The organism is Pseudomonas sp. B2M1-30 (assembly GCF_025447575.1).
Taxonomy (GTDB): domain Bacteria; phylum Pseudomonadota; class Gammaproteobacteria; order Pseudomonadales; family Pseudomonadaceae; genus Aquipseudomonas; species Aquipseudomonas botevensis.
Window position 1 is genome coordinate 404,188 of record NZ_JAOEJT010000001.1, and the last position, 16,606, is coordinate 420,793.

Here is a 16,606-nt window from a genome sequence, read left to right on the forward strand (position 1 = left end):
CGATGCGTGCATGGATTGGCATGATGGCCCTGGCCTGCGCGTTCGGCGCGCAGGCGGCCCCGAAAGTCGCGGTGACGGATCTGGCGTACCAGGAACGCGTGGAGCAATACATCCACATCGTTTCGGCGCAGAGCAATTACCGCGAGGGTTACTACAGCGCCAGCGGCTCTTCGAGCTACAACGAGCTGGAAGCGCGCACCAGTTACATCGAGCAGACCGAACTGCGCAAATTCACCGGCGACATCAAGGGTGAAATCCTCCGTACCGGCATGTTCCAGCTGGTGCAGGGCACGCCGTACACCGCCTCGTCCAAGGGTGACGTCTACGACGTGATCAAGCGGATCAAGGCCGGTAACTTCAAGGGCGCCGACTACGTGCTGTTCGGCACCGTGTCGGACATCGACTTCACCCAGGACATGAACGAGCTGGCCAATACCGACAGCTATTCGGCGGTGCTGGGCCTGACGTTGGTGGCGGACTTCAGCCTGATCAACACCAAGACCTACGAAATCACCTCGGCCTTCACGGCGATGGGCGAAGCGCAGGACACCAAACTGGTGAATGGTCGCGACATCAAGATCTCGCTGAACCGCCCGCGGGTGGTGCGTGACGTGTCGAAGGCGCTGGGCGAGGACGTGGCCGGACAACTGAGCATGCAGCTCGGTGGCGCTGGTTACGAGCAGCCGCGCGAACCGCAGCAGCGCAACAATCTGCCGCGTGACACGGCGCCAGTGATTCTTAAATGATTGCTCGGTAATGCCGTGCGGGGCGCTCTGCGTCCCGGCCAGAAACAAAAAAGGCGACCTGAACAGGTCGCCTTTTTTGTGGCGGCGGGGTTTAAACGGCCGCTTTGCGCAAGGTCGCCATGAACGCCGCCGCACCAATGAACAGCCCGGCAAACGTGCGGTTCATGCGCTTCTGCTGAGTCGGCGTACGCAACAGACGCAAGACTTTCGAAGCCAGGCCGGTGTAGCCGGCCATGACAATCAGGTCGACCGCAATCATGGTCACGCCGATCACCACGTACTGGATCAACAGCGGCGCATGGGGATTGATGAACTGTGGCAGCACCGCCAGCATGAACACCAGAGCCTTGGGGTTGCTGATGTTCACCAGAAAGCCACGGAACACCAGGGCCAGCGGCTTGCCGATCGGCCTGACCGCCGCATCGTCACTCATGTCCATGGGCAGTGCGCGCCATTGCTTGATCGCGAGGTAAACCAGGTAGGCGACACCGAACCATTTGATCGCGTGGAAGGCGGTGGCCGAGGCCGTGAGGATCGCGCCGACACCGGCGCCCACGATAGCGATCTGCACAGCCAGACCGATCTGCAGGCCCAGGGCGTTCCAGTAGCCGCGCCAGAAACCGTATTGCAGGCCGCTGGACATCGACGCAATGGCGCCGGCGCCCGGAGAAAGACTGATCACCCAGCAGGCGGCAAAAAACGCCAGCCATGTTTGAAGCTCCATCGCACACCTCGACTCGGACTCGTGACAATCCTCAAAGCTAATGCGGTTTTGGCTGGATGACTACCGATTTTTGCAGGATGTTGCAGGGACCCGTGGGAGCGGACGTGCCCGCAAAGGCCTACGCCCGGACACCGCAGGAGCCTACTTCTCGAAACCACTCGACGGCAGCACATCGCTCCCGCGCCAGCGTCGAACCGAACGCTGGAAGAACAGGCTGTTCGGCACTTGCACCATGGCGCTGCCGGTGCCCAGCTCTTCAGCCTCGATCAGCGTGGTGTAGAGCAGATTGATCGCCACCACCCGGCCTTTGACGCCAGGCTTGTCGGTGGTATCCACCAGCTCCACCACATCGCCCAGGCGAAACGGCCCGACGGTGAAGATCAGAATCGCGCAGAGCAGGTTCGACAGTACGCTCCACATGGCGAAAAACGCCACCGCCGCCACCGCGACGAACCCCGACAGCGCGGTCCACAGCACCGTGGCCGACACCCCGAGACGTTCGAGCACGAAGATCAGCGCGCTGCCCATGATCAGCCAGCGCAGGATTCCGCGCAGCGGCATCAGCAGTTGCGGCGGAAACGGATAGCGTTCGCCCAGGCGGGTCAGGAACCGCGCAACGAAGCGCTGGGCGAAGTAACCGGCCAGCAGAATCAGCAGAATCTGCACGCCGAACCAGATCGGCTCGACCCACACCGCCGGCAACGGAAGCTTGAACGCTTCCATCACGACATCGCCTCCAGCTCCGCCTGCATGCTTTCCAGGGTTTCCAGAGCTTCCATCCACGCCTCTTCAAGCTCGGCTTCGCGGACTTTCAATTTGGCCTGCTCGGCCAGCAGGTCACGCAGTTCGTTCTTGCGCGCCGGCTCGTAGATGTCGCTATCGCCGAGGCTGGCATCGACCTTGGCCAGTTTCTCGTGCAGCTTGCCCAACTCGGCTTCCAGCTTGTCGGCTTCGCGTTTGTGCGGCGCCAACTGCTGACGCAGCGCGGCGGCGGCCTGGCGCTGGGCCTTCTTGTCGGTTTTGTCCGGATTCACCGGGGTGCTGCTGACCGGCGCGTTGCGCTGGCGATATTCGACCAGCCAGCGGGCGTAGTCTTCCAGATCGCCGTCGAACTCTTCGACCTTGCCGTCCGCGACCAGATAGAAGTTGTCGGTGGTGCTCTTGAGCAGGTGCCGGTCGTGGGAAACCACCAGTACCGCGCCACTGAATTCCTGCAACGCCATGGTCAGCGCCAGGCGCATTTCCAGGTCCAGGTGGTTGGTCGGTTCGTCGAGCAACAACAGGTTCGGGCGTTCCCAGGCGATCAGCGCCAGGGCCAGGCGGGCCTTTTCACCACCGGAGAAATTCAGCACCGGCTCGTCGATCCGCGCGCCCCGGAAGTCGAAACCGCCGAGGAAGTCGCGCAGGGTCTGCTCACGCTCGGTCGGCGCCAGACGCTGCAAGTGCAGCAACGGGCTGGCCTTGGAGTCCAGCGAGTCGAGTTGATGCTGGGCGAAGTAACCGACCACGGTGTTCTCGCCACGGGTCATGCGCCCGGCCAGCGGTGAAAGCTCGCCGGCAAGGTTCTTGATCAGGGTCGACTTGCCCGCGCCGTTGGGGCCGAGCAGGCCGATCCGCGCACCCGGGGTCAGTTGCAGCTTGACCTTCTCCAGGATGGTTTTCTCGCCATAGCCCAGACGCGCGTCGGACAGGTCGATCAGCGGGCTGGAAATCTTGGTCGACTCGCGGAACACGAAATCGAATGGCGAATCGACGTGGGCCGCCGACAGCTCTTCCATGCGCTCCAGGGCCTTGATCCGGCTCTGGGCCTGGCGGGCCTTGGTGGCCTGGGCCTTGAACCGGGCGATGTAGCTTTCCATGTGCGCACGTTGCGCCTGCTGCTTCTCGTAGGCCTGTTGCTGCTGGGCCAGACGCTCGGCACGGGCACGTTCGAACGCGGTGTAGCCGCCCCGGTACAGGGTCAGTTTGCGCTGGTCGACGTGGGCCACGTGATCGACGACTTCATCGAGGAAGTCCCGGTCGTGGGAAATCAGCAGCAAGGTGCCGGGGTAACTTTTCAGCCACTCTTCGAGCCAGATGATGGCGTCAAGGTCCAGGTGGTTGGTCGGTTCGTCGAGCAGCAGCAGGTCTGACGGACACATCAAAGCCTGCGCAAGGTTCAGACGCATCCGCCAGCCACCGGAGAAATCTCCTACCTGACGATCCATCTGTTCATTGGTGAAACCGAGGCCGGCGAGCAACTTCCGCGCACGCGCGTCGGCGGTGTAGCCGTCGGCGCTGTCGAGTTCGGCGTGCAGACGCGCCAGTGCGGTGCCGTCGTGGGCTTCTTCGGCGGCAGCAAGATCGCGCTGCACTTCACGCAGGCGCAGATCGCCGTCGAGCACATAGTCGACCGCCAGGCGCTCGAGGGTATCGACCTCCTGACGCATGTGGGCGATCCGCCAGTCGGCCGGCAACAGGCAGTCGCCCGAGTCCGGGTGCAACTCACCGCGCAGCAAGGCGAACAGGCTGGATTTGCCGGCGCCGTTGGCACCGATGAGGCCGGCTTTGTGGCCGGCGTGCAGGGTCAGCTCGGCGTCTTCTAGCAGACGTTGCGGGCCACGCTGTAAAGTCAGGTTCTGAAGTCGGATCATAATGGCGGCGGAGTCTACCAGCTTCGCTCACAACTGGCGCGAGTAGCACGATGTCCTCTGACCTGTGGAGCTTTGCCCTTGCCGTCTACGCCCGTCCGGGCGTGGAGGATGCTTGTCTGCACCTGCAATCGGCCGGGGCCAGCGTGTGCCTGATGCTCTGTGGTTTATGGCTGGAGCAGCGTGACGTGACCCGCGATGAGGCGCGTGTGCAACAGCTTCAGGAACTGACCGCTCCCTGGGACAGGGAGGTGGTGCAACCGCTGCGTACGTTGCGCATGCAGTGGAAAACGACAGCCGAGGCTGACCCGGTGCTCAAGGGCATGCGCGATCAGATCAAGGGCCTGGAACTGGAGGCGGAGCGCGCTTTGCTGTCGCGACTGGAAGGCACGGCGCAGGGCTGGCCGCGCAACTCTAAGGAGTCAAGTGACTGGCTGGAAGCCTTGGCGGGCACTGCGGCCAACCTGAACCGCGACGCGCTGCGGGTGCTGCGCGTCGCGGCGACCGGCGCTTAGGAAGCGCTGGTCGGGTTGCTGGCGACGCTCGACGCAGGCGCAGCGGATGGCGCGGTGGTCGAGGTAGAGGCGGCTGGTGCGGATGCTGCGCTCGAAGCCGGGGTTGCCGGCGCGGCGGGTTTGGCAGCAGGAGCGGTAGCCGGTTTCGCGGCGGCTGGCTTGGCAGCAGGAGCGGTAGCCGGTTTCGCGGCGGCTGGCTTGGCAGCAGGTCTTGCGGTGGCTGGTTTTTTCGCGGCAGGTTTGGCTGCCGGTTTTACAGCGGGCTTGGCGGCGGTGGTTGCAGGTTTCGCAGCGGCAGCCGGTTTCGCAGCCGGCTTGGCTGCAGGTTTTGCGACCGCTTTTACAGCAGGCTTGGCCGCAGGTTTTGCCGCTGGTTTCGCAGCGGGTTTGGCTGCCACCGGTTTGGCGGCTGCCTTGGCTGCAGGTTTGGCAGCAGCCGTTCTAGCGGCTGGTTTTGCGGCGGGCTTGGCTGCCGGTTTTGCGGCAGGCTTCGCGGCAGCGGTTTTCGCCGGAGCGGCTTTTGCAGCGGCGGTTTTCGCTACGGGTTTTGCCGCTGGTTTTGCAGCAGCCGGTTTGGCGGCGGCAGGTTTGGCCGCAGGGGTTTTAGCAGCTGGTTTTGCAGCGCTCGCAGCAGCCGGTTTCGCCGCAGGTTTTGCAGCAGCTTTCACAGGAGCCTTGGCCGCAGCAGGCTTGGCAGCCGGTTTGGCCGCTGCTTTTGCAGCCGGTTTGGCGGCAGGTTTAGCAGCCGCTTTCTTCGCAGGAGCCGCTGCCGGTTTGGCGGCGCGGGCGGACAACGCCTTGCCCACGGCCTCTTGAACGCGACCGACACCCTGGGCCAGTTTCAGGCTTTCCTGGGCATCGCGCTTGAGTTGCAGAATGTAGCTGCGGGTATCGGACTGACGATCCTTCAACGCGTCCAGCAAGTCTTCGAGTTCCTTCACGGCACCCTTGGCCTTGGTCTGCGCCTTGGCTTTGCCGGCCGCTGCTGCGTCTTGCAATTTGGTACGGGATTTGTGCAGTTTTTCTTGCGCCTTGCCGCGTTGCTTTTCCAGTTTGGCGAGCAGTTTTTCAGCATCAGCCAAGGCTTGGGAGCAAGCGTTTTCCAAATGTTCGAGCAAGCTGCCCGAGAGCTGTTGGAGTAAGTGCAACGGAGTATTTACAGGCTTCTTGGTGGCCGACATGGTTTACCTCCTGGCTGACGTGAGTGCGGCTCATACTAGACCTCTGCCGTAGCCGCCGCTAGGGCATCTTGACAGTATCGAAAGCCCCGCGTTGCAACGTTGCGAAAATCTTCTTCACATTGGCAAAAGCAGTTCACCGTTGCAGACGTTTGCGCTGGCATAATCTCGCCCATCTCAGGACGGAGAGTGCCCATGTCGCGCTACCTTTTTTTATCCCTCTGCATGGTTTTTTGCGCCGCCCAGGCTGACGAAAAAAACCCGCCGAACGAGGCTCATGATCTGGCCTACAGCCTAGGCGCGAGCCTCGGCGAACGGCTGCGCCAGGAGGTCCCGCAGTTGCAGATCCAGGCGCTGATCGAAGGCTTGCAGCAGGCTTATCAAGGCAAGCCGCTGGCACTGAGCGAGGCGCGGATCGAACAGATCCTGGCCGACCATGAATCGCAGACCGCCGAGCAGGCCGCGATGCCGTCGAGTGATGCGGCGATGGAAAACGAGCGACGTTTTCTGACGGCTGAAAAAGCCAGGCCGGGGGTCAAGGAACTCGCCGACGGCATCCTGCTGACCGAGCTGACACCGGGCAATGGCGCCAAGGCCGGGCCGGACGGAAAAGTGCAGGTGCTGTACATCGGTCGACTGCCGGATGGCACGGTGTTCGATCAGAACACTCAGCCACAATGGTTCAACCTCGACAGCGTGATCGCCGGATGGCGCACCGCGTTGCAGAACATGCCGGTGGGCGCGAAGTGGCGTCTGGTCATTCCATCGGATCAAGCCTATGGCGCCGATGGTGCCGGTGACCTGATCGCGCCGTTCACGCCACTGGTGTTTGAAGTGGAACTCAAGGGCGCCACCAGCTGATCGCCCAAACGAAAAACGGTGCGCCATGGCGCACCGTTTTCAGGTATTGCGGGAGTGGGTTTCAGGCCTGAGCCGGAGCCGCTTCCTTGTGTGCGGTGTGCAGCACTTCGATCAGGCAATCTTCCAGTTCGAAGCGTTCATGAAGCAGGCCACCGAGCTCCTTGAACTTCTCCGCGACGCATTTGCCTTCATCGCAAAGATCGTTGAAGGCGAGCAGTTTTTCGGTGATGACATCGATGCGCGGATAGATCGTCTCGGCGAGTTCCAGACCACGCTTGTCGTTGAACGCCTTGGCTTCGCCGGTCAGCTGTTCGTAGATCTCGAAATGGCCGGCGGACACATAGTCGACCAGGGTGCCGCAGAATTCCTGCAATGGTTTGCGGTTGGTGGCCAGGGCGGCGGGCTCTTCACCCAGATTGTCATAGGCGTCGATCAACTCCTTGCGCTCCTGCAACCAGCGGTCGATCAGCAGATGAACTCCACCCCAGCGTTCCTGAGCATTCTGACAACTTTCGAGCATGGCGATCTCTCTTCCCTTGTGGGTCATGCTGCTCCGTCCCCGCGCCCCCTTTTTGGCTTTTTATGGCTTGGGGCTGTCGAGCAGAACGTCATCGAGCAACATAAATCCAGCGACATGTGCGGGCCAGATTATGCCCGCACGCCTGTCGCTTCAAGGTACGCAGGAGAGAAAGTTCATACAAGTGTTTAATCCCCGATCAGCAGCCGGTGCGACGGTTCGCCGCTGAGCGGTCGCTGCAATGCACTCCAGATAACGCGCAGCAATTGGTAAACGGCAAGAATCGACATGGCGACGAAGAACAGCAGGCTCCACTCCGGAATGCTCAGGTCGAACAGCGTCCACGACAGCTCCGTGCAGTCGATGCGGTTGTCGAGCATCCGCATCAGCGCACAAATCCACGGCAGGCTGCTGAACAGCTCTTCAGTGTGCGGCACGCAATTCACCCATTGCCGCAGCGAGTCGCTCTGCAACAGCACCTGCCGCCAGGCGGCGGTCATGCCGCCAAGGCCGGCTAACAACGCCCACACCCAGTAAAGCGCCATGCCCACACGACGCGGCCCGTGCACGGCCGCCACCGCGCAGCCGAACGTGAGCAAGGCCAGGAACAGCCGTTGCACCAGACAGAGCGTGCACGGCGTCAGACCGACCGCATATTCGAAGTAATAGGAAGCTCCCAGAGCCAGGGCTCCCGCAGTGAAAGCCATGAAAAACAAGGAGCGTGAGCAGGCCAACGACATGGCTTATCCGTAACAGTAAAGACAGGCAGTTACGGTAGAGGAAAGCGCGTAAGCCTTTCAAGGCGGGCCACTGCCGACACTTCACCAGAGGTGTAGGGAAATCCCGACAGCATCGAGAGGAATACGTGTAGTCCGCTGTAGGACTTTGCCTGGGACTCAACCCGGCGGTAACTATTCAGGCATCGAATGACGAAAAAGGGGAGCAGCCTCCCCTGTTTTTCAGGCCTGTGCAACGGCCGGCAACGGCGCCGCCAGCAGACGCTCGTCGAGCAGGCCAAGGCCTTCCTGGAACAACTGGTTGCTGCGTTCGGTATCACCGAGTCGGGCGAGCAATCGCGCCAGTTCCGCACAGGCTTCCGGATTGCGCTGCACGCGCAGGCTGCTTTCCAGATAGTCCCGCGCCTTGCCCCACAAACTGGCTTGCAGGCACAGGCGACCCAGGGTCAGCAGCAGGCTGGGATCGGCTGGATGCTCCTTGAGCCAGCCCTCAGCGGTTTGCAACTGACGCGTCGGATCGCTGCCCCGCACCAGGCCGTACAAGCGCGCCAGGTGGCTGTCGTATTTGCGTTTGAGAGCGCCACGCAACACCTCCTCGGCCTGTACCTGAGCGCCCAACTGACGCAGTTGCTCGGCGTAGGCCAGCACCAGCGGCGCTTCCTGACGCTGGGCGGAAGTGAGCTGCTGCCAGGCACGTTCCAGCGACTGCAACCCAACAGTGCCGTCGTCTTCGCGATGGGCCGCCAGCGACAGGTTCTCACCCCAGGCACGCCGCTCCAGCTCTGCCAATTCGGCAGGTGGCAAGACTTTGTCCTTGCGCAGCTCCGGCAACAGACGGATCACCGCCGACCAGTCGCCGCGCTGCTGATGCAAACGTTGCAACTGACGCAGGGTCTGAGCGTTGTGCGGATGGCGCTCGTGCATCGCCTGCAACGTCACCAGCGCACCGTCGGTGTCGCCACGATCGGTCTGCAACTGGGCATGGTTCAAGGCAATCGCCAGTTCCGCTTGCGGCTGACGCTCGAGGGCGCGCTCCAGCAGGTGATCGCATTCCTCGTAATTGCCCTGCTCGTTCGCCGCGCGGGCGGCGCCGAGGTAATACAACAGCGGCTGGCGTTCAGCTTCGGCGGCGCGATAGAGGTGACGCTGGGCACTGGCCCAGCGACCTTCGGCCAGATCCAGCTGGCCGTGCTCAATCGCCACCTGCACGCGGCGACTGCGGTTGCGCCGCGACCACGGATTGACCACGCCGCTGGAGGTCATCACCAGCTCGACCAGAGCCTTGATGCCCCAGATCAGCAGCCACAACACCGCGACCGCCGCCAGGGTGGCCCACAGGCTCGATTCGTAGCGAAAGCTCCGATAGGCGATCAGCACGTAACCGGAATGCTCGGCAATCGCCAGGCCCAGCGCCGCGGTCGCGGCGATCACCAGAAACACGATCACATACAGGCGTTTCATGGCGTGGCCTCCTGCGCGGTGCTGGCGGCAGGTTTGGCGAACGGTTTCGCCGAGTCTTCAGCGTTGAGGTTGCGGCGCTCCAGATACGCCTGCACGGCGCTCAGGGTTCCGGCCAGATCCGGCGTGTTGACCGTCACCGGTTGCTTGCTCAGTTCGGCCACCTGCTCAAGCATGATCTTGCTCTGCGGGTTGTCCGGATTGAAATTGCCCTTGAGCACATCCCGCGCCTCGGCCAAGGCCTGGGTGTAGACCGGCGCCTGGCCGTTGAGGGCGGCCCATTGCGCCTGCTCGAGCGACAGGCTCAGGGCCAGCCGCACCTGGCTCAGGCTCTGCCCGGCCAGCAACGGGCGCACATTCTTGTCGGCGTTGAAGTCGATGCGGATGTAGCGCGAGATCTGATCCCACCACTGCGACCAGCGACTGGCGCCGTCGCCATCAGCCGTCAGGCCCAGCAACGATTCGCCGCGATCCTTGTACTCCGGCGCCAGCTCGGTGAGTTCGATGACCTGGTCGCGCAACGCGCCCAGGCGCAGGAACAGTCCGGTGCGATCCGGCTGCTCGGTGCTGCGCAGGGCCACCAGGGTTTTCGCCACCTGCTCGCGGGCGGCGAAGGAGCCGGGATCATTCTGTTCGCGGAGGATTTCGTCGGCGCCCTGCACCAGCGCCTGGGCACTGCTGACGTCCTGCAAGGCCGACAGACGCAGACTGGCCAGACGCAACAGATGCTCGGCCTCGGCCAGGCGCCAGTCCTTGCGGCTCGCGCCCAGTACGGTTTCCAGACGTTGATTGAGGCGTTGCTGATCGCCCTGAAGCTGGGTGACCAGACGCTGGCGATCGGCGAGTTCGTCGGCACCGGGCAATTGCCCGAGACGCTCGGTCAGGCGTTGCTCGTTGAGCTTGAGGGTCTGCGCCTGATCGTTCAGCGCCTGCACCTGGCTCAACTGCTCCTGAGTATTGGCCTGCAGGTGGCGTACCTGCCAGACACCCCAGCCGCCCACGGCGACACCAGCGGCGCCGAGCAGCAGCGCGACGATGGCCAATCCATTGCCCCGGCGTGGTTGATCGACCGGCGGCCGATTTTCTACCGATGGCTCAACCGGAGCATCGATCACGGATTGAACATCATCTTTAGGCAAGGCTGTTTCGCTCACGTATCCATCCTTTGCATTAGAGAACGGGCACGGGATGCTCCCGTAACGCCGTCAGCAAAGCCGCGGCACTGGCGCCGCGGCAATCCACAACTGTTCCGGCCCCGGCGGCGCTGGCCTGCTCGGCGACCCTTGGGCTTGGAACAAACAACGGCAACTGCGCAAGTGTCGGCCAGGCGTCGCCGGCCAACTGGCGCAAGTGCTCAAAACCCTGTCCACTGCTGACCACCAGCCCGTTCAGGCGTTCCGCTGCGATCCGCCGCAACAGTTCCTGGGGCGGGTAGGCCGGCAGTTCACGGCGATACAATTCCAGATATTCGACACTAGCACCAAGCTCGCGCAGGCGCTCGGCCAGCAACTCGCGTCCGCCTTCGCCGCGCAGGATCAATACCTGCGATCCAGGCGTGACCACTTCACGCAGACGCGGCAATTGCAGCAAGGCTTCGCTGTCATCGCCGTCCACCGGGAAATTCGCCTCCAACCCTCGCGCCTCAAGGATCTGCGCGGTCGCCGCGCCAACGCTGAACCACGGCATCGCGGGCAAGGGCATCCCATGGGCGTCGAGCAGCTCAAGCGCAATGCGCGCGGCCGGTTTGCTGACCACGATGACCGCGCTGTAACGCGCCAGCCCGGTGACCACCCGACGCATTGTGGCAGAGGCCGGCAGCGGGGAAATTTCCAGAAGCGGCAGACAGCTGCCGAAAATCCCCTGCCCGGCCAGCACCTCGGCGAGCGCCGCGCAGTCATCTGCGGGGCGCGTCAGCAGCAGGCGCCAGGTGGTCACTCGTGACCTGCCTCGCCGTAGACCGCTTTGAGGATGTCGTCGGCGCCCTGGCCGAGCAGGTCTTCGGCGACTTTCACGCCCAAGGCCTCGGCATCGCCGCGCGGCGCCCGGGCTTCGGCACTGAGCAGCCGGCCACCACTGGGCTCACCGACCAGGCCACGCAGCCACAGTTGCTCGCCTTCGAGCACGGCGTAGCAGGCGATCGGCACCTGGCAACCGCCATTCAGGTGTTTGTTCAGCGCGCGTTCGGCGGTGACGCGGGAGGCGGTATCGGCGTGATGCAGCGGCGCCAGCAAGGCGTGAATTTCAGCATCGGCGCTGCGGCATTCGATGCCGACTGCACCCTGGCCACCGGCCGGCAGGCTGTCGTCGACGCTGATTGCCGAGGTGATGCGATCTTCGAAACCGAGACGGATCAACCCGGCCGCCGCGAGGATGATCGCGTCGTACTCGCCGGCATCGAGCTTGGCCAGGCGAGTGTTGACGTTGCCGCGCAGGAAACGGATTTCCAGATCGGGACGGCGCGTCAGCAACTGGGCCTGGCGGCGCAGGCTGGAGGTGCCGACGATGCTGCCGGCAGGCAACGCATCCAGACTGGAAAAGGTATTGGAAACGAAGGCATCGCGCGGGTCTTCGCGCTCGCAGATGCAGAACAGGCCCAGGCCCTGGGGAAAGTCCATCGGCACGTCTTTCATCGAGTGAACGGCGATGTCGGCTTCGTTCTCCAGGAGCGCGGTTTCCAGCTCCTTGACGAACAGGCCCTTGCCGCCGATTTTCGACAGGGGCGAATCGAGCAGTTTGTCGCCGCGACTGACCATGGGCACCAGCGTCACCAGCAGACCCGGGTGGGCTGCTTCCAGACGCGCCTTGACGTATTCGGCCTGCCAGAGGGCCAATGCACTTTTGCGGGTGGCGATGCGGATTTCGCGAGAGGACATGGATCAATCCGTACTGAATAGATACGGCGGATGATAACAGCTCAGCCAAATCCACTTTGATCTGAATCAGAGACGGCACGGCCTCCCTGGCCTGCATGCCCGGTAAAAAGGAGGGTGATCCACCCGACGCCTGCGGATCAGAGCCCTTGCATCATCTTGCGCACGCCCGCCACATGCCGGCGACTGACAATCAGCGCGTCACCGTTCAGGCCTTTGAGAAAGAGCTGGAAATGCCCCAGCGGCGTGCGTTGCAGACGCTCGATGCGGTCGCGGGCGACCAGGGCGTTGCGGTGGATACGCACGAAGCGTTCACCGAACTCGTCTTCCAGCGCCTTGAGCGGCTCGTCGAGCAGCACTTCGCCACTCTCGTGGCGCAAGGTCACGTATTTGTGGTCGGCAATGAAGTACACCACCTGGTCCAGCGGGATCAGTTCGATGCCTTTTCGGGTTCGGGCGCTGATATGACTGCGCGGGCCATTGCCGCTTTCGGCGGCGGGACGGGTCAGGGCCGAGAGTTGCGCCCGGTTCGGCCGCTCAGCCTTTTTCAGGGCGTCATGCAGATGTTCGGTTCGCACGGGTTTCACCACATAGCCCACGGCACCGGCCTTCAGGGCTTCCACGTCATAGTCTTCGGGGCTGGCGCAAAACACCACGGCGGGCGGCGTTTCTCGTTCGCACAAACGGGCAGCGACCTGCAGGCCATCGAGGCCTGGCATGCGGATATCGAGCAGCACGATTTCCGGCTTGAGGCTGTCAATCAGTGCCAACGCCTCTTCGCCATTCGTGGCGCTGGGCTCCAGGACTGTGTAGCCCTCGAGATCGCTCACCATTCGGCTGAGGCGCTCGCGGGCCAGTGGTTCGTCATCAACGATCAGGACATTCATATTGCGCTGGATTCCTGCGTGAGTCTCGCACAAGGATAGCGTAGACAGGTGGAGTGACGTCCGTCACCGCGATCCACGCTAAGACTAGTCCGAGCACCAAAAAGTGCCGTACGTCGGCCGGCAATATTTGCCGATATCCGGTACGCACGGCTCAAGGCCCGCCGTTGCCCGCGTTTTTCACCGGATCTGCCGATGGACAATACGCACACTCCTCTCTTCTGATAGTCGGTGCCCGGCGCTTTGCCTGATGCGCATTCGCGCCGACCCTTCTGTCCAACTGTAGACGTTCGTCGGGCCGATATTGCTCAATCGGAAAATATCCTTGTGCAAATCCCCGCCAGACTGCAGCGACTATGCAGCAGGGCATGAGAAAAAATCGTATCGACCAGTGTCAGCGACAGGATTGGCAACCCTGTTATCATCCGCGCCAGCGTTTCACGCCTTCCTTTTTCAAGCCGATACGAGCGAATTCATGAGCACTGACAAGACCAATCAGTCCTGGGGCGGCCGCTTCAGTGAACCCGTCGACGCCTTCGTCGCCCGCTTCACCGCCTCCGTCACTTTCGACCAGCGCCTGTATCGCCACGACATCATGGGCTCGATCGCCCACGCCACCATGCTGGCCAAGGTCGGCGTGCTGACGGATGCCGAGCGCGACAGCATCATCGATGGCCTGAAGACCATTCAGGGTGAAATCGAGGCCGGTCAGTTCGACTGGCGTGTCGACCTCGAAGACGTACACATGAACATCGAAGCGCGCCTGACCGACCGCATCGGCGTCACCGGCAAGAAACTGCACACCGGGCGCAGCCGCAACGACCAGGTCGCCACCGACATCCGCCTGTGGCTGCGTGACGAAATCGACCTGATCCTGGTCGAGATCACCCGCCTGCAAAAAGGCCTGCTGGAGCAGGCCGAGCGCGAATCGGGCAGCATCATGCCGGGCTTCACCCACTTGCAGACCGCCCAGCCCGTGACCTTCGGTCACCACATGCTGGCCTGGTTCGAAATGCTCAGCCGCGACTACGAGCGTCTGGTCGACTGCCGCAAGCGCGCCAACCGCATGCCGCTGGGCAGCGCCGCGCTGGCCGGCACCACCTACCCGATCGACCGCGAGTACACCGCGCAGCTGCTCGGCTTCGAGGCCGTGGGCGGCAACTCGCTGGACAACGTGTCGGATCGCGACTTCGCCATCGAATTCTGCTCGGCCGCCGCCATCGCGATGATGCACCTGTCGCGCTTCTCCGAAGAGCTGGTGCTGTGGACCAGCGCGCAATTCCAGTTCATCGATCTGCCGGATCGTTTCTGCACCGGCAGCTCGATCATGCCGCAAAAGAAAAACCCCGACGTGCCGGAGCTGGTGCGTGGCAAGACCGGTCGCGTGTTCGGCGCGCTCATGGGCCTGCTGACCCTGATGAAAGGCCAGCCGCTGGCGTACAACAAGGACAACCAGGAAGACAAGGAACCGCTGTTCGACGCCGCCGACACCCTGCGCGACTCGCTGCGGGCCTTTGCCGACATGATCCCGGCGATCAAACCCAAGCACGCGATCATGCGCGAAGCAGCGCTGCGCGGTTTCTCCACCGCCACCGACCTGGCGGACTACCTGGTGCGCCGTGGCCTGCCGTTCCGTGACTGCCACGAAATCGTCGGTCATGCGGTGAAATACGGCGTCGACACTGGCAAGGACCTGGCGGAAATGAGCCTGGACGAACTGCGCCAGTTCAGCGACCAGATCGAACAGGACGTGTTCGCCGTGCTGACCCTGGAAGGCTCCGTCAATGCCCGTGACCATATCGGCGGCACTGCGCCGGCGCAGGTCAAGGCAGCCGTGGTGCGGGGTCAGGCGCTGCTGGCGAGTCGCTAAAGGCTAAAAGCTTCGCGAGCAAGCCCGCTCCCACACTAGATGTATTTGCTTTGTGGGAGCGGGATTGCCCGCGATACTGATCAAAAGATACTGTAAAACCTACCTCTTAGCCGCGATCATCGCCGAAAACGCTGGCATCGCTGCTTCTTTGTCCGCTGCAATCTTCTGCACATTCGGATTTTCTTCCAGACGCTGCAACAACGCCTTCGCCGCCGGCATCCCGGCCAGAAAATCCACCCCGAACAACTTGTGCCCGACCGCGCAGGCCAGCGGTACGCTGTAGAGAAAGTACGCGTCCGCCACGCTCAGGCTGTCACCTGCCACGTACGGGGCGAATTTGCCGTGCCGCCCCAACGCGGCGAATCCCAGCAGCAACTCGGCCCTGGTTTTCTCCTTGATCGCTTCCGGAACCGTCGTACCGAAAAACGCCTCGCCGTAGCAGGCTCGTGCCGGCAGTTCGATGTACAACTCGATTTCCTTGGCCAGTGCCAGCACCTGGGCCCGCTCGAACGGATCGATCGGCAGCAGCGGTTTGCCGGTCTGGCTGCTCTCGATGTATTCGAGGATGACCATCGTTTCGTTGATATAGCCCTGATCCGTACCCAGCACCGGGACCTTGCCCCGTGGGCTGATGGCCTGGGACTCAGGGGTTGGCGTCGGGTAGAACGTGACCTCTTCGAACGGCAGGCCCTTTTCCAGCAGCGCCAGTTTGACCATGTTGTAGTAGTTGCTGACAGCGAATCCGTAGAGCTTGAGCATCATTAGCCTCCAGGCCGTATGGGGTGGGCAGTGCCTGTTTATAGATTGCACGGGGCAATCCTGCCAGCAGCATCACCTCGCTGAATGCGGGTAAACTGGCGCCTTTTCCACAGGAGCCTGCCATGAGCGAGCCAACCGACATCGACAACGACGAAGAAGAGTTCGCCGAGTCGACCCTGATCGAAGCCATCGAAAACCAGATCGAAAGCGAAAATCCGCCAGCGGCCAAGGCGACATTCAACAAGCTGACCCTGGTCGGTTATGAGCGTGAAGACATTCTCAACCTGATGGCCCATGTGCTGGCCTACGAGATCGACGCCATGCTGGACGAAGATCGCGGATTCGATACCGAGTGGTACGAAACAGCACTGCGCGCGCTGCCTGAACTGCCGCCGGAAAAGCAGTAAGCCCGAGATTCCGTGGGAGCAGACAGGTTCGCTCCCACACAATTTGTCACCCATCTTTACGGCCGTGTGCCGACGCCTGACTACACTGGATTGCGCCCCAGGGAGAAAAACCCGGTCGACGGCACTGGACAGGCCGCAACAGCAGGTTCACCTTAGGGGCGCTATCACCCAATTCCTAGAAAGTCTGGAGTCCTTATGTCGTTTAGCCCTGAGCTGGTTGCCGAACTGGAAGTCCTTTCCCTCTTCAACCTGGACAGTTCCCAGGAAGGTTTGAAAATTCATCAGACCGCCGCCCCGAAACATATCGCCGCCGCCAGGCGCCTCTTCGAAAAAAACCTCACCGACCAGGACGACGGTGGTTATCTGACCAGCCTGGGTCGTGACGCCGCACAAAATATCCAGACCGCGCTGACCATTCTCAACGCCAAAGAAACCGCCTGATTCTCATCT

At 62.5% G+C, this 16,606-nt stretch carries 18 protein-coding genes; 6 read left to right on the forward strand and 12 right to left on the reverse strand.

What is annotated here, in order from left to right:
• Positions 1-2 precede the first annotated feature (2 nt).
• The gene (locus N8H74_RS01840; RefSeq protein ID WP_262145991.1) at positions 3-746 is read left to right on the forward strand and encodes a penicillin-binding protein activator LpoB; all 744 of its coding nucleotides are present in this window, start codon (positions 3-5) and stop codon (positions 744-746) included.
• Between the two features lie 91 nt (positions 747-837).
• Here N8H74_RS01840 and N8H74_RS01845 read toward each other — a convergent pair whose 3' ends face one another.
• The 3 genes from N8H74_RS01845 to N8H74_RS01855 form a co-directional block, all read right to left on the reverse strand.
• Positions 838-1,470: a LysE family transporter gene (locus N8H74_RS01845; protein ID WP_217829291.1), complete on the reverse strand. Its 633-nt coding sequence runs from the start codon at positions 1,468-1,470 to the stop codon at positions 838-840.
• Between the two features lie 141 nt (positions 1,471-1,611).
• Positions 1,612-2,193, reverse strand: a complete 582-nt coding sequence (locus tag N8H74_RS01850; protein WP_217829290.1) for a mechanosensitive ion channel family protein — start codon at positions 2,191-2,193, stop codon at positions 1,612-1,614.
• Positions 2,193-4,103, reverse strand: coding sequence for an ATP-binding cassette domain-containing protein (locus N8H74_RS01855; RefSeq protein ID WP_262145992.1), 1,911 nt, complete (start codon positions 4,101-4,103; stop codon positions 2,193-2,195). The genes N8H74_RS01850 and N8H74_RS01855 overlap by 1 nt, the downstream gene beginning before the upstream one ends.
• Before the next feature lie 50 nt (positions 4,104-4,153).
• Here N8H74_RS01855 and N8H74_RS01860 point away from each other — a divergent pair, with 50 nt between their 5' ends.
• Positions 4,154-4,615 carry a TIGR02444 family protein gene (locus N8H74_RS01860; RefSeq protein WP_262145993.1) on the forward strand — a complete coding sequence of 154 codons (462 nt, stop codon included), beginning with the start codon at positions 4,154-4,156 and terminating at the stop codon, positions 4,613-4,615.
• On the opposite strand, the gene N8H74_RS01865 is transcribed toward N8H74_RS01860, so the two are convergent.
• Positions 4,612-5,796 carry an AlgP family protein gene (locus N8H74_RS01865; protein ID WP_262145994.1) on the reverse strand — a complete coding sequence of 395 codons (1,185 nt, stop codon included), beginning with the start codon at positions 5,794-5,796 and terminating at the stop codon, positions 4,612-4,614. The two genes, N8H74_RS01860 and N8H74_RS01865, sit on opposite strands and share 4 nt — an antisense overlap.
• 192 nt (positions 5,797-5,988) lie before the next feature.
• Here N8H74_RS01865 and N8H74_RS01870 point away from each other — a divergent pair, with 192 nt between their 5' ends.
• Complete coding sequence (locus tag N8H74_RS01870; RefSeq protein ID WP_262145995.1) at positions 5,989-6,654, forward strand: FKBP-type peptidyl-prolyl cis-trans isomerase; 666 nt, start codon at positions 5,989-5,991, stop codon at positions 6,652-6,654.
• Positions 6,655-6,715: 61 nt separating this feature from the next.
• Here the strand turns inward: N8H74_RS01870 and rsd are convergent, their stop codons facing one another.
• The 7 genes from rsd to N8H74_RS01905 all read right to left on the reverse strand — a co-directional run bounded on the left by rsd (position 6,716) and on the right by N8H74_RS01905 (position 13,123).
• A complete protein-coding gene (gene rsd / locus N8H74_RS01875) occupies positions 6,716-7,174 on the reverse strand; it encodes a sigma D regulator (protein ID WP_217829633.1) in 459 nt (152 codons plus the stop codon).
• 185 nt (positions 7,175-7,359) lie between these two features.
• Entirely contained in the window at positions 7,360-7,911 is a 552-nt protein-coding gene (locus N8H74_RS01880; protein ID WP_262145996.1) for a disulfide bond formation protein B, read from the reverse strand.
• 219 nt (positions 7,912-8,130) lie between these two features.
• Positions 8,131-9,369, reverse strand: coding sequence for a heme biosynthesis protein HemY (locus N8H74_RS01885; RefSeq protein WP_217829284.1), 1,239 nt, complete (start codon positions 9,367-9,369; stop codon positions 8,131-8,133).
• Positions 9,366-10,520 (reverse strand): uroporphyrinogen-III C-methyltransferase, encoded by a 1,155-nt coding sequence (locus tag N8H74_RS01890; protein WP_262145997.1) that lies wholly within the window; start codon positions 10,518-10,520, stop codon positions 9,366-9,368. The genes N8H74_RS01885 and N8H74_RS01890 overlap by 4 nt, the downstream gene beginning before the upstream one ends.
• Positions 10,521-10,536: 16 nt before the next feature.
• Positions 10,537-11,301 carry a uroporphyrinogen-III synthase gene (locus N8H74_RS01895; RefSeq protein WP_262145999.1) on the reverse strand — a complete coding sequence of 255 codons (765 nt, stop codon included), beginning with the start codon at positions 11,299-11,301 and terminating at the stop codon, positions 10,537-10,539.
• On the reverse strand, positions 11,298-12,239 hold the full coding sequence (hemC, locus tag N8H74_RS01900) for a hydroxymethylbilane synthase (protein ID WP_262146000.1): 942 nt from the start codon (positions 12,237-12,239) through the stop codon (positions 11,298-11,300). Before hemC ends, N8H74_RS01895 begins: the two co-directional genes overlap by 4 nt.
• Before the next feature lie 137 nt (positions 12,240-12,376).
• On the reverse strand, positions 12,377-13,123 hold the full coding sequence (locus N8H74_RS01905; RefSeq protein WP_217829280.1) for a LytTR family DNA-binding domain-containing protein: 747 nt from the start codon (positions 13,121-13,123) through the stop codon (positions 12,377-12,379).
• A gap of 472 nt (positions 13,124-13,595) precedes the next feature.
• Between N8H74_RS01905 and argH the strand changes: the two genes are divergently transcribed.
• Positions 13,596-14,990 (forward strand): argininosuccinate lyase, encoded by a 1,395-nt coding sequence (gene argH, locus N8H74_RS01915; protein WP_262146001.1) that lies wholly within the window; start codon positions 13,596-13,598, stop codon positions 14,988-14,990.
• A gap of 99 nt (positions 14,991-15,089) precedes the next feature.
• Here argH and N8H74_RS01920 read toward each other — a convergent pair whose 3' ends face one another.
• Complete coding sequence (locus N8H74_RS01920) at positions 15,090-15,749, reverse strand: glutathione S-transferase (RefSeq protein ID WP_262146002.1); 660 nt, start codon at positions 15,747-15,749, stop codon at positions 15,090-15,092.
• 122 nt (positions 15,750-15,871) lie between these two features.
• Here N8H74_RS01920 and N8H74_RS01925 point away from each other — a divergent pair, with 122 nt between their 5' ends.
• Together N8H74_RS01925 and N8H74_RS01930 are read left to right on the forward strand one after the other, a co-directional pair.
• Positions 15,872-16,156 carry a hypothetical protein gene (locus N8H74_RS01925; RefSeq protein WP_217829277.1) on the forward strand — a complete coding sequence of 95 codons (285 nt, stop codon included), beginning with the start codon at positions 15,872-15,874 and terminating at the stop codon, positions 16,154-16,156.
• Positions 16,157-16,351: 195 nt separating this feature from the next.
• Positions 16,352-16,597 carry a TIGR02647 family protein gene (locus N8H74_RS01930; RefSeq protein ID WP_217829276.1) on the forward strand — a complete coding sequence of 82 codons (246 nt, stop codon included), beginning with the start codon at positions 16,352-16,354 and terminating at the stop codon, positions 16,595-16,597.
• Positions 16,598-16,606 lie beyond the last annotated feature (9 nt).